This is a genomic window from Enterobacter vonholyi (assembly GCF_008364555.1).
Classification (GTDB): domain Bacteria; phylum Pseudomonadota; class Gammaproteobacteria; order Enterobacterales; family Enterobacteriaceae; genus Enterobacter; species Enterobacter vonholyi.
Window position 1 is genome coordinate 402,051 of the sequence record NZ_VTUC01000002.1, and the last position, 12,449, is coordinate 414,499.

11 protein-coding genes are annotated in these 12,449 nt (G+C 56.7%); 7 read left to right on the top strand and 4 right to left on the bottom strand.

Features of this window, described 5'->3' with window-relative positions; genetic code table 11:
* Positions 1-7 precede the first annotated feature (7 nt).
* The 6 genes from lpoB to F0319_RS04230 all read left to right on the top strand — a co-directional run bounded on the left by lpoB (position 8) and on the right by F0319_RS04230 (position 5,346).
* A complete protein-coding gene (gene lpoB, locus F0319_RS04205; RefSeq protein ID WP_197737691.1) occupies positions 8-652 on the top strand; it encodes a penicillin-binding protein activator LpoB in 645 nt (214 codons plus the stop codon).
* Positions 633-1,457, top strand: coding sequence for a thiamine kinase (gene thiK / locus F0319_RS04210; RefSeq protein WP_149366337.1), 825 nt, complete (start codon positions 633-635; stop codon positions 1,455-1,457). Before lpoB ends, thiK begins: the two co-directional genes overlap by 20 nt.
* A gap of 11 nt (positions 1,458-1,468) precedes the next feature.
* Positions 1,469-2,494: a beta-N-acetylhexosaminidase gene (nagZ, locus tag F0319_RS04215; protein ID WP_032655375.1), complete on the top strand. Its 1,026-nt coding sequence runs from the start codon at positions 1,469-1,471 to the stop codon at positions 2,492-2,494.
* A gap of 34 nt (positions 2,495-2,528) precedes the next feature.
* Positions 2,529-3,071, top strand: coding sequence for an alpha/beta hydrolase YcfP (ycfP, locus tag F0319_RS04220; protein WP_008500781.1), 543 nt, complete (start codon positions 2,529-2,531; stop codon positions 3,069-3,071).
* A 238-nt stretch (positions 3,072-3,309) separates the two neighbouring features.
* Positions 3,310-4,614 (top strand): NAD(P)/FAD-dependent oxidoreductase, encoded by a 1,305-nt coding sequence (locus tag F0319_RS04225; protein ID WP_127730402.1) that lies wholly within the window; start codon positions 3,310-3,312, stop codon positions 4,612-4,614.
* Between the two features lie 192 nt (positions 4,615-4,806).
* Positions 4,807-5,346 carry a glycine zipper 2TM domain-containing protein gene (locus tag F0319_RS04230; protein WP_008500779.1) on the top strand — a complete coding sequence of 180 codons (540 nt, stop codon included), beginning with the start codon at positions 4,807-4,809 and terminating at the stop codon, positions 5,344-5,346.
* Between the two features lie 58 nt (positions 5,347-5,404).
* On the opposite strand, the gene F0319_RS04235 is transcribed toward F0319_RS04230, so the two are convergent.
* Entirely contained in the window at positions 5,405-6,040 is a 636-nt protein-coding gene (locus F0319_RS04235) for a TetR/AcrR family transcriptional regulator (protein WP_024909039.1), read from the bottom strand.
* Between the two features lie 244 nt (positions 6,041-6,284).
* On the opposite strand from F0319_RS04235, the gene bhsA reads away from it, so the two are divergent.
* Positions 6,285-6,542 (top strand): multiple stress resistance protein BhsA, encoded by a 258-nt coding sequence (bhsA, locus tag F0319_RS04240; protein ID WP_008500777.1) that lies wholly within the window; start codon positions 6,285-6,287, stop codon positions 6,540-6,542.
* A gap of 75 nt (positions 6,543-6,617) precedes the next feature.
* On the opposite strand, the gene ldtC is transcribed toward bhsA, so the two are convergent.
* From ldtC to F0319_RS04255, 3 genes are all read right to left on the bottom strand, one after another.
* Entirely contained in the window at positions 6,618-7,583 is a 966-nt protein-coding gene (gene ldtC, locus F0319_RS04245; protein WP_111965550.1) for a L,D-transpeptidase LdtC, read from the bottom strand.
* A 147-nt stretch (positions 7,584-7,730) separates the two neighbouring features.
* Positions 7,731-11,177, bottom strand: a complete 3,447-nt coding sequence (gene mfd, locus F0319_RS04250; RefSeq protein ID WP_111965551.1) for a transcription-repair coupling factor — start codon at positions 11,175-11,177, stop codon at positions 7,731-7,733.
* A gap of 149 nt (positions 11,178-11,326) precedes the next feature.
* Entirely contained in the window at positions 11,327-12,400 is a 1,074-nt protein-coding gene (locus F0319_RS04255; RefSeq protein ID WP_149366338.1) for an acyltransferase family protein, read from the bottom strand.
* Positions 12,401-12,449: the final 49 nt, after the last annotated feature.

Consider the following 12,449-nt stretch of genomic DNA (forward strand, 5'->3'; position numbering starts at 1 on the left):
AACCTTGATTAAAAATTTGAGCCGCTATGCGCTCGTGACAGCTTTCGCTCTGTTCCTGGCAGGGTGTGTGACCCGAACTGAACAGCCAGCGCCTGTGGAAGAGGCGAAACCGGGCACTGAACAGCCGACGCCGCCAACGCAGCAGCAGCCAACCGTGCCGTCTGTGCCGTCTATTCCGTCACAGCCAGGCCCGATTGAACATCCGGACCAGACGTCGCAACCCACGCCGCGCGTGCGTCATTACGACTGGAACGGCGCAATGCAGCCCATGGTCGGCAAAATGCTGCAGGCACAGGGCGTGACGGCAGGTAGCGTGTTGCTGGTTGATAGCGTGAACAACCGTACCAACGGTTCGCTGAATGCGGGTGAAGCGACGGAAACACTGCGCAATGCCCTGGCAAACAACGGTAAGTTTACGCTGGTCTCGGCTCAACAGCTCGCGGTAGCCAAACAGCAGCTGGGCCTTTCGCCGCAGGATAGCCTCGGTACCCGCAGCAAGGCGATCGGTATTGCCCGTAACGTTGGCGCACAGTATGTGCTTTACTCTAACGCCACCGGTAACGTGAATACACCAGCCCTGCAGATGCAGCTGATGCTGGTTCAGACAGGCGAAATTATCTGGTCAGGTAAAGGTGCGGTTACGCAACAATGACAGCACGCGTGAAGAGATTCTGACGCGCTATTTTCCTCAGTACCGCTTTATCGCGCCGCAGGCCCATTCCGGGCTTGGCGGCGCGAGTTGCATTATAGCGCAGGGCGAACAACGTCTGGTCTTGCGGCAAAACCATGACCCCGATGCGCCTGCCTCCCATTTCCGTCGTCAGTTTCGCGCCCTGAGGCGTCTACCGTCAGATCTCGTGCCTGCCCCTCGTTTTTTCAGACAGGGCTGGATGGCCGTCGACTATCTGGAAGGTGATGTTAAAAGCGCGCTGCCGGACACGCCTGTGCTCGCGGCGATGCTGTATCATCTGCACCGGCAGCCACGTCTGGGATGGCGAATCACGTTATACCCGCTGCTGGAACGCTACTGGCTGCAGGCCGCGCCTGACAGACGCACCCCAATGTGGCTGGCGCATCTCAAGCGGCTGCATAAAACGGGCGAGCCGCAGCCGATTCGGCTCTCGCCGCTGCACATGGATGTTCATGCCGGAAATATTGTGCATACGTCAGCGGGCATCAGGCTCATCGACTGGGAATATGCCGGAGATGGCGATGTCGCGCTGGAGCTGGCGGCCGTCTGGACGGAGAGTGAAGCCGCGCGGCAGATGCTCATCATGGATTACGCCCAGGTGGCACACATTAACGCCGACGCGCTGAAGCGTCAGGTCAAACGCTGGCGGCCCTGGGTCGTCATGTTAATGGCTGGCTGGTTTGAAATGCGCTATCGGCAGTCCAGAGACAAACAATTTATTGCGCTGGCAGACGATGCCTGGCGTCAGTTACAAACTAAAGGATAAGAGAGGTGGATGTGGGTCCAGTCATGTTGGATGTAGAAGGGTTTGAGCTGGATGCGGAGGAGCGTGAAATTCTGGCGCATCCGCTGGTGGGGGGGCTTATCCTGTTTACCCGCAACTATCACGATCCGGCGCAGCTGCGTGAGCTGGTGCGTCAGATCCGCGCCGCGTCGCGCAACCATCTGGTTGTGGCCGTCGATCAGGAAGGCGGACGCGTGCAGCGTTTTCGCGAAGGGTTTACCCGCCTGCCGGCAGCCCAGTCTTTTGCCGCGTTGCTCGGCACGGAAGAGGGCGGGAAACTGGCGCAGGAGGCCGGCTGGCTGATGGCCAGTGAAATGATTGCCATGGATATCGACATCAGTTTTGCCCCGGTTCTGGACGTGGGGCATATCAGTGCCGCCATTGGCGAGCGCTCGTACCATGACGATCCGCGCATTGCGCTTGCCATGGCGACCCGGTTCATCGACGGTATGCACGATGCCGGGATGAAAACCACCGGGAAACACTTCCCGGGCCATGGGGCGGTTACGGCGGACTCGCACAAAGAGACCCCTCGCGATCCGCGCCCGGAAGCGGAAATTCGCGCGAAAGATATGTCGGTGTTCAGGTCGCTCATCACTGACAACAAGCTGGATGCCATCATGCCTGCGCACGTGATTTATAGCGACGTTGACCCGCGCCCTGCCAGCGGCTCTCCGCACTGGCTGAAAACCGTTCTGCGTCAGGAGCTGGGCTTCAATGGCGTGATCTTCTCTGATGATTTATCGATGGAAGGGGCGGCGATCATGGGCAGCTACGCTGAACGCGGTCAGGCGTCGCTGGATGCAGGTTGCGATATGATCCTGGTCTGCAATAATCGTAAAGGTGCCGTTAGCGTGCTGGATAACCTGTCGCCGATCAATGCTGAGCGTGTTACACAATTGTATCATAAAGGTTCATTTAGCCGTCAGGAGCTGATGGATTCGGCGCGCTGGAAGACGGTCAACGCCCGGCTTGAAGACCTGAATGAGCGCTGGCAGGCACATAAAGCCAGCCTGTAAACCCTCCCGGAAGGCGTAGCGTGGTGAGAAGACGATGATCATCTATTTACACGGTTTTGACTCAAACAGCCCTGGTAATCATGAGAAGGTGCTGCAGCTGCAGTTTATCGATCCGGATGTACGGTTGATCAGCTACAGCACGCGCCATCCGAAGCATGATATGCAGCATCTGCTCAAAGAGGTGGACAAGATGTTGCAGCTCAACGTCGACGATCGCCCGTTGATCTGCGGCGTGGGGCTGGGCGGCTACTGGGCGGAGCGCATTGGCTTCCTGTGCGACATCCGTCAGGTGGTATTCAATCCTAACCTGTTCCCGAACGAGAACATGGAAGGCAAAATTGACCGCCCGGAAGAGTATGTCGATATTGCAACCAAGTGCGTGAGTAATTTTCGTGAGAAAAACCGTGACCGCTGTTTGGTGATCCTGTCGCGTAACGATGAGGCGCTCAACAGTCACCGGGCGGCAGAGCTGCTGCATCATTATTACGAAATTGTCTGGGACGAAGAACAGACCCACAAGTTCAAAAACATCTCCCCGCACCTGCAGCGTATCAAAGCATTTAAAACGCTGGGTTAATTCCTTACCTGCAGGCGTCGAAGCCCGGCCGTGAAAGCGTGCCGGGCTTTCTTTTTGACCAGAATTGTCTACTTTTAAGCCATCAAAACTTGATGCATATCAATTTTGGTATGACCAATGCGCCTGACGTGGTATTCTCAATGCACCTGAATGGTTTCAGTGCTGTAACCTATTGTTAATTAAGGGTTATTTTTATAACTTTTAATTAACAATTGGTTAATAATTTGAGGGGGTCACGTTGACTACGCCATTGAAAAAGATAGTGATTGTAGGCGGTGGTGCTGGCGGGCTGGAGCTGGCGACACAGTTGGGTAAGAAGCTGGGTCGCGGTAAAAAAGCCAAAATCACGCTCGTGGATCGTAACCACAGCCACCTGTGGAAACCGCTGCTGCACGAAGTGGCGACCGGCTCTCTGGACGAGGGCGTGGACGCGCTCAGCTATCTGGCGCACGCGCGCAACCACCATTTCCAGTTCCAGCTGGGCTCGGTGGTTGACATCAACCGTGAAAGCAAAACCATCACTCTGGCAGAACTGCGTGATGAAAAAGGTGAGCTGCTGGTTCCCGAGCGTAAACTGGCGTATGACACGCTGGTCATGGCGCTGGGCAGTACCTCCAACGACTTCAACACGCCGGGCGTGAAAGAGCACTGTATCTTCCTCGATAACCCGCACCAGGCGCGTCGTTTCCATCAGGAAATGCTGAACCTGTTCCTGAAGTACACCAGCAATATGGGTGCGAACGGTAAGGTAAATATCGCCATTGTCGGCGGCGGTGCGACGGGCGTTGAGCTGTCTGCGGAGCTGCACAATGCGGTGAAGCAGCTGCACAGCTACGGTTACAAAGGATTAACGAATGAAGCGCTGAACGTCACGCTGGTCGAAGCCGGTGAACGCATTCTGCCTGCGCTGCCTCCGCGTATTTCCGGTGCGGCGCACAATGAACTCACCAAGCTGGGCGTGCGGGTGCTGACGCAGACCATGGTGACCAGCGCCGACGAAGGCGGTCTGCACACCAAAGACGGCGAGTATATCAAAGCGGATCTGATGGTCTGGGCGGCCGGCATCAAAGCGCCTGACTTTATGAAAGATATCGGCGGCCTGGAAACCAACCGCATTAACCAGCTGGTAACCGAGCCAACGCTGCAAACCACGCGTGACCCTGAAATCTTTGCTATCGGTGACTGTGCCTCCTGCGCGCGTCCTGAAGGTGGATTTGTGCCGCCGCGCGCGCAGGCCGCTCACCAGATGGCAAGCCTGGTCCTGCACAACATTCTGGCGCAGTACAAAGGCAAGCCAATGAAGGCCTATGTCTACAAAGACCATGGTTCTCTGGTATCTCTGTCAAACTTCTCTACCGTCGGCAGCCTGATGGGTAACCTGATGCGCGGCTCGATGATGGTAGAAGGGCGCATTGCCCGCTTCGTGTATATCTCCCTGTATCGTATGCACCAGATTGCGCTGCACGGCTATTTCAAAACCGGGCTGATGATGCTGGTCGGCAGAATCAACCGCGTGATCCGTCCGCGTCTGAAGCTGCACTAATCTTTCACTCCCTCCGGGCTCTCCGGAGGGAGTTTTTAGCATTTCATGCTGTAGATCACAGATCGAGTGCTTAAGAGTTCTCCTAAATACAATATATCTCCTCTGAACGTCCTTTTTTGATCCTTTATCTGATTGGCGAAGCCGTGCCTCCATTGCAAAATTGTTACCAATAGCAACAAAGGAGGAAGTCCCGTGAATAAATCAATGTTGGCGGGTATAGGGATTGGCGTCGCGGCTGCGTTAGGTGTGGCTGCCGTTGCCAGTCTCAACGTATTAGATCGCGGCCCGCAGTATGCGCAGGTGGTTTCTGCTACACCGATTAAAGAAACGGTAAAAACGCCTCGTCAGGAGTGCCGTAACGTCTCCGTGACGCATCGTCGTCCGGTGCAGGATGAAAACCGCATTGCCGGTTCTGTTCTGGGCGCGGTAGCGGGTGGCGTGATTGGTCACCAGTTCGGCGGCGGCCGGGGTAAAGATGTGGCGACCGTGGTCGGCGCGCTGGGTGGCGGCTATGCCGGTAACCAGGTGCAGGGTGCGATGCAGGATAACGATACCTACACCACGACTCAGCAGCGCTGCAAAACCGTCTATGACAAGTCGGAAAAAATGCTGGGCTATGACGTGACGTACAAAATTGGCGATCAGCAGGGCAAAATCCGCATGGATAAAGACCCGGGCACGCAAATTCCACTGGATGGAAATGGCCAGCTGGTTCTGAATAACAAAGTGTAAAAAAGATGTTCTCTGAATTTAGCTCCTCATGCGCTCAGGCTGAGGAGCTTTTTTTGCTTCAGATTTTCAGTAGCTCAGGCCACAGCCGCAGCGTGGTTTCGCTTATATTCTGCAGTTTTTCCAGCGTAGCCCCTTCACGGGCGCTGATCGACATCCCCTGCAAAATACAGCTCAGGTATTGCGCCAGCAGCTGTGGGTTGCACTGGGCAGGGATTTCACCGCGCTGCTGGCGCTGAGCCAGAAATGCGCTAAGCGTCTCCTCCTGCATGGCATGCCGCGATTTCACCGTATTGGCAATCTCTTTAGAGGACGCCGCCAGGGTGGCAGAGGTATTAATCATAAAGCAGCCCGCAGGCGTCTCTTTACTGGTGAAGCAGGTCGCGACGGCGGTGAAATAATCCCGAAGCGCCTGTTCGACGCTTTTCTCTTCACAAAACAGCTGGGCTTCGTGTTTCGCCGCAAAGCGCGAAATGTATCTGTCCAGCACCGCCCTGAACAGCCCCTCTTTATTGGTAAATTCGGCATACAGCGTCGGCGCTTTTGCTCCGGTAGCTTCTACCAGATCGGAAAGCGAGGTTGCTTCATACCCATGTTGCCAGAAGAGAGTCATGGCCTTATCAAGCGCTGCATCCCTGTCAAACACTTTTGGTCGGCCACGGCTTTTCTTCGCACAACTCGTGACGTCGGTTGTCATGTGCCGTTGGTCCTCTGTTGGTTTGTTGAATGACCATTATAAAAATAAACGCAAGTCACCACCAGCGCTGAATGCTTAAAAATAAATTAATCATATGAGTATGAAAAATAACGACTTTAAAATTAAGTTAATGGTCATTATAAAATTATGTTGACGCGTGATGTGGATCACATTTATGATTTACCTATCGATCGTTAACTAAATGATTAACGACCTCCAAATTCATCTGCTAAAGGTAAACATCATGAAAAACGTAAAAACCCTCATCGCTGCCGCTGTTCTGAGTTCACTCTCTTTCGCAAGCTTTGCTGCTGTACAGGTACAGTCGACCCCGGTCGATCAGCATAAAGTCGGGACCATTTCTGCGTCTGCCGGTACTAACCTGGGTTCCCTGGAAGATCAGCTGGCACAAAAAGCGCAAGAGATGGGCGCAAAATCTTACCGCATCACCTCTGTGACCGGTCCTAACACCCTGCACGGCACCGCCGTCATCTACAAATAAGCCGGGCATAAACCCTCATTTATGCCACTGCAATAGAAAACGCCCTGCTGAGCAGGGCGTTTTTTTATTTCTGATTTACATCGACTGCTGGGCAACATCGTGATGCCGGGTGACATCGGTCGGCATGCCTGAGCGGGCCTCCATTGCGCGCTCCATCACCTCGCTGTTGGTATTCGCATTCGTTTTGAAGCTTACCATCGCGGCATTCAGGTTAATGGGCAGCGTCTGCGGATCGTCGCCAATGTTTTTCGATAGCGGCTGATGAATTTCAACCAGCCGCACGCCGCCCGGCTCCTCAGAAACCTTAATCGGCGTATTGATAATATTCACTTTGGTACCCGGCGTAACGACGTTAAACAGCGTTTTGATATCGTCATCGCGCAGACGAATGCAGCCGGAGCTGACGCGCATGCCGATGCCAAAGTCCGCATTCGTTCCGTGCAGCAGGTAAACGCCGCCGTAGGCCGCCAGACGGATTGCGTGGTGACCCATCGGGTTATCCGGGCCTGCTGGCACCACGGCCGGAAGATCGATGCCCTGAGCTTTATAACGGGCACGAATATTGGCCGTCGGGGTCCAGGTTGGATTCGCGCGTTTATCCGAGACGGTGGTGACCATCGTCGGCGTCAGGGTGTCGCCGCCCAGCTGACCAATACCAATCGGGTAGACGGTCACCTCATTTTTACCCGGCGGATAATAGTACAGGCGTAGCTCCGCCAGGTTTATCACGATCCCCTCGCGCGGGGCGTCCGGAAGGATAGTCTGTAACGGGATTGTCAATACGCTGCCCGCGCGCGGGACGTACGGGTCGACGCCGGGGTTCGCCTGCAGCAGAGCCAGAAAACCGACGTTATATTTTTTGGCAATGGCTTCCAGCGAACCGCCATTATTTTCAACCACATGAAAGCGGTTTTCACCCACCACCTTGCTGCCGGGCGGAGGAAGGGGCCAGGTATTTGCGCGAGCGGGAAGCGCCACCGCGACGGTGGCTGCCAGCGCAATCAGGGTTAACCAGCGAGTAAAACGCGAAGAGGTCATCATCACCATAATCCATGCAAATGATAAGGTTATTGTTTTATAAGGCGTTAACAATAATTATGGCGAATGGGTGTGTCGGGAAGATCGGGTGAAGTGCAAAGAGTTTGTAAATTGTCCCCCGTTAGCGCTGGGCTAACGGGGGAAGGGAGGTCAGGCGATCGCGTTCTCTTCCAGCTGGCGCATAAAGTTACGCACCCAGTCCATGCGGGTTTTGCGCTCCGTCAGCTCCTGGGTAAATTTCAGACGCGTTGGGCCATCCAGACGGAAATGCTGCGGCTGTTTTTGCAGCAGGCCGATCAGCCACATCGGGTTGACGTGGTTCTTCTCCGCGAACTCAATCACGCCGCCTTTTTCGTTGCCTTCGAGCTTACGAATGCCCAGCTTCTGCGCCTGCTGGCGCAGGCGCGCGATATCCAGCAGATTTCGCGCCGCATCGGGCAGCAGACCAAAGCGGTCGATCAGCTCAACCTTAATCTCTTCCAGCTCGTTTTCCGTCTTCGCACTGGCGATGCGCTTGTAGAACGACAGTCGGGTATTCACGTCCGGAATGAAATCATCCGGCAGCAGGGAAGGCATACGCAGCTCGACCTCGGTCTGCTGGCTGGTGAGATCTTCCAGCGACGGCTCGCGACCGGCCTTCAGGGCATCAACCGCGTTCTCAAGCAGCTCCATATAGAGCGAGAAGCCGATGGTCTCCATGGAGCCGCTCTGGTCCTCACCCAGCAGCTCGCCGGCGCCGCGGATCTCGAGATCGTGCGTGGCCAGCGCGAAGCCTGCGCCGAGGTCTTCCAGCGAGGCGATGGCTTCCAGACGCTTCTGCGCGTCGGTGGTCATCGCTTTCGGGTGCGGCGTCAGCAGCCAGGCGTAGGCCTGATGGTGCGAACGCCCGACGCGGCCGCGCAGCTGGTGAAGCTGCGCCAGGCCAAAGTGATCCGCACGTTCAATGATGATGGTGTTCGCCGTCGGAATGTCGATCCCCGTTTCGATGATGGTGGTGCACACGAGCACGTTAAAGCGCTGGTGGTGGAAGTCGTTCATCACCCGTTCCAGCTCGCGCTCGCGCATCTGCCCGTGACCGATAGCAATGCGCGCTTCCGGCACCAGCTCCGCCAGCCTGTCGGCCGCTTTCTGGATGTTTTCCACGTCGTTGTACAGGTAATAGACCTGACCCCCGCGCAGGACTTCACGCAGTATTGCCTCACGCACCACCAGATTATCGTACTCGCGGACGAAGGTTTTTACCGCCAGACGGCGCGCCGGCGGCGTGGCAATAATCGACAGATCGCGCATGCCGCTCATCGCCATGTTCAGGGTTCGCGGGATCGGCGTTGCGGTCAGGGTCAGGATGTCGACGTCGGCGCGCATCGCTTTGATGCGCTCTTTATGGCGCACCCCGAAGCGATGCTCTTCGTCGACGATCAGCAGCCCCAAATCTTTCCACTTCACGTCGCTTTGCAGCAGCTTGTGGGTGCCGATCAGAATATCGATTTTGCCTTCGCTTGCCTGTTCGAGGATCTGCGTCTGTTCTTTGGTGCTGCGAAAACGCGACAGCATCTCGATTCGTACCGGCCAGTTGGCGAAGCGGTCGCGGAAGTTGTCGAAGTGCTGCTGAGCGAGCAGGGTGGTCGGCACCAGCACCGCCACCTGCTTGTTGTTTTCCACCGCAAGGAAGGCGGCGCGCATCGCCACTTCGGTTTTGCCGAAGCCGACGTCGCCGCAAACTAAGCGGTCCATCGCCAGCGGCTGGCACATGTCGCTCAGCACGGCGTTGATAGCCTGAGCCTGATCCGGCGTGGTTTCAAACGGGAAGCTGTCGCAGAACAGCTGATACTGTTCCTTATCATGCTTAAAGGCGAAGCCCTCTTTGGCCGCGCGCTGGGCGTAGATATCCAGCAGCTCGGCGGCCACGTCGCGCACTTTTTCCGCGGCCTTCTGGCGCGCGCGCGCCCAGGCATCGCCGCCCAGCTTGTGCAGCGGCGCGTTCTCTTCGGCACCGCCCGCGTAGCGGCTGATCAGATGCAGGGACGACACCGGGACATACAGTTTTGCGTCGTTCGCGTAGGTCAGCATCAGGTATTCACCTTTAATGCCGCCCGCTTCCAGCGTGGTCATCCCCTGATAGCGCCCAACACCATGCTCCAGGTGCACAATCGGCTGGCCCGGATGCAGCTCGGCCAGGTTGCGGATCAGCGTGTCCGGGTTGATGGTTCGACGGCTGTCCTGACGGCGGCGCGCGACGCGCTCGCCCAGCAGGTCGCTTTCGCAAATCAGCGCCAGGTTGTTGAGCGTGTCGATGAACCCGTGCTCGGCGGCGCCAATCATCAGGTAACGACCGTTTCCGGTCGCTTCGCTCAGGCGCAGGATGCGCTTCGGCGCCACCTTTATGCGTCCCAGCAGCTCACCCAAAGCTTCGCGGCGGCCTTCACTCTCAACGGAGAACACCACCGGGCCGGTAAAGGACTCCAGGAACTTGCGCAGATTATCCAGCGGGGATTTCTGCTGCGCCTGTACGGCCAGGTCCGGCAGCGTCCGGAAGGCGAGGTTGGTGTTGGCGGCCTTGTCGGCAAGCGAATCGGTTTTCAGCTGCATGCGCGGCCAGCGCTTCAGCTCGGCGTTGAGCTCGTCGGTACGCAGCCACAGCGCTTCCGGCGGCAGCAGCGGACGCATCGGGTCAACGCCCCGGTTTTCAAAGCGGGCGCGGGTTTCGCTTTCAAAGCGGCTGGCGCTGGCGTCGATATCCCCGGTGTTAACAATCAGCGTATTCGCCGGGAAGTAGCTGAACAGGGCAGGCAGCGGCTCGTTAAAGAATAGCGGCTGCCAGTATTCGATCCCGGCAGGCAGCGTGCCTTTGCTGACCTGCTGATAAATATGTTCCGCGTCGCGCTTCACCTCGAATCTATCGCGCCACTGGCTGCGGAACAGTTCGATAGCGGTTTTGTCCGTGGGGAACTCATGCGCGGGCAGTAAATTGATGGACTCCACTTCCTCCAGCGTGCGCTGCGTGTCGGCGTCAAAGACGCGCAGGCTGTCGATTTCATCATCAAAGAAGTCCAGACGATACGGCTGGTCGCTGCCCATCGGGTAAAGGTCGAGCAGCGCGCCTCGGGTCGCGTATTCCCCGTGTTCCATCACCTGGTCGACGTGGCGATAGCCGGCCCCGTCAAGCTGCGCCCGCAGGGCATCACGGGACAGGCGCTGGCCTTTTTTCATCACCAGCGCGTGGCCGTGCAGGTAGCTGTGCGGACAGACGCGCTGCATCAGGGTGTTCACCGGTACAATCAGCACGCCGCGCTGCATGGTCGGAAGCTGGTAGAGCGTCGATAGGCGCGAGGAGATGATCTCCTGGTGCGGAGAGAAGCTGTCATAGGGCAGCGTTTCCCAGTCGGCCAGGCTGAACACCAGATTATCGGTGAACTGGCGAATTTCATCGTGCAGGCGCAGGGCGTTTTGCATATCCGGGGCAACCAGGATCACCGGCCCTTGATGACGCTCGGCGATTTCCGCCACCAGCGTGGCGCACGCCGCGCCCGTGAGTTCACCCAGCTGGCGCTGGTCGCCCGCTTTGACAGGTAAGGAATAACGATAGTGTTCAGGCATGGCTATGTCAGAGTCTCTTATGGATATACCAACAGTATTGGGGCATATCACTGATACGCAATGTCTTTATTATCCTCGATCGTTTTGCATAAGCAAATCGTAACCGCACGGCAGGGCTAAACGCCCCCGTAGCGGGGGCGGAGAGGGCATTAACGCGTTGAGGGGGACAGGGTCAGCGTAGACGGAGGAGAGAAGAAAACGTCGCCAAACAGCGCGGTGGAGATCGTACGGACCCCGAGTCCGGCCAGGGCACAGATCAGCAGGCTGGCAAACGGGTAGACCAGAATTAAGGTGAGTTCAGCCCAGACCGGCCAGTAAGCGGCATTCATCTCGCCAATCAGGAACAGGCTGAAGGCCTCAATTAAGATGCGGTGGGTGGTATAAATCGCAATGGTATTGGAGCCAATCACGTTCAACAGGTTGTCAGGGTGAACGGCATAGCGCTGCTCAAAGCTGTAGAATAGCTTCATAATCAGCACAATCGACAGCAATGAGAGCAGCAGCGGAACGTTAGCAAACCACAGCACCACGGAGACGGCGGCGAAAGCGACGGTTGCCAGCCAGAGGCGGCGCAGGCTGACGCTTTTCATCCACGCCATCAGCGTCGCGCCATACCACGCCCCGAGGCTGTAGTAGATCATGTTGCGGACCACGCTGTTCATTCCCCACCACGGTAGCGGCAGGAAGTTGATCGCGATGCTTGCCAGCGCCAGCAGTCCCAGCATCGGCAGCTTCCAGCGGCTCAGCAGTTTACACAGCGTGAAGTACACGACCAGGGCATACAGATACCACAGGCTTGTGCTGGCGGTGAGCATGCCTTGCACAAATCCCGAGAGCGAGTCGGCGTAGGCCGCGTTCGACGAGGTGGCAAGCTCGCGATCGGGCGCCAGCCAGGCATTCAGGTGGGTCAGCGCCTGCCATTGCAGAATCCCCCACAGCGCCAGCACCCAGACAATGCTCCAGATTCGCTTGTCGAGACTGGTTCGCCAGTCCACTTCGTCAATATAACGACGGATCAGATAGCCGGAGATAAAGAAAAAGACCGGCATACGGAAGGGGGCAAGATAGAGATTAAAATAGACCCAGCATTTGGCGAGAAGGCCGGAGAGCGGGTGTTGCAGCCCGATCAGGTGCGGATAAAACGTGATAACCGAATGATAGATAACCACCAGGCAGATACACAGCCCTTTTATCTGGTTAATCCATAATGCTTTTTGCTTCATTGTTCGCAACTACCTTATTGCCATAGACGAACGAGCAATTGTTGTTAAA

Bases quoted from the DNA above. Each gene is read 5' to 3' on its own strand.
- ycfP (WP_008500781.1), top strand. From the start codon at position 2,529: ATGATCATCTATTTACACGGTTTTGACTCAAACAGCCCTGGTAATCAT.
- F0319_RS04235 (WP_024909039.1), bottom strand. From the start codon at position 6,040: ATGACAACCGACGTCACGAGTTGTGCGAAGAAAAGCCGTGGCCGACCA.
- bhsA (WP_008500777.1), top strand. From the start codon at position 6,285: ATGAAAAACGTAAAAACCCTCATCGCTGCCGCTGTTCTGAGTTCACTC.
- ldtC (WP_111965550.1), bottom strand. From the start codon at position 7,583: ATGATGACCTCTTCGCGTTTTACTCGCTGGTTAACCCTGATTGCGCTG.
- mfd (WP_111965551.1), bottom strand. From the start codon at position 11,177: ATGCCTGAACACTATCGTTATTCCTTACCTGTCAAAGCGGGCGACCAG.
- F0319_RS04255 (WP_149366338.1), bottom strand. From the start codon at position 12,400: ATGAAGCAAAAAGCATTATGGATTAACCAGATAAAAGGGCTGTGTATC.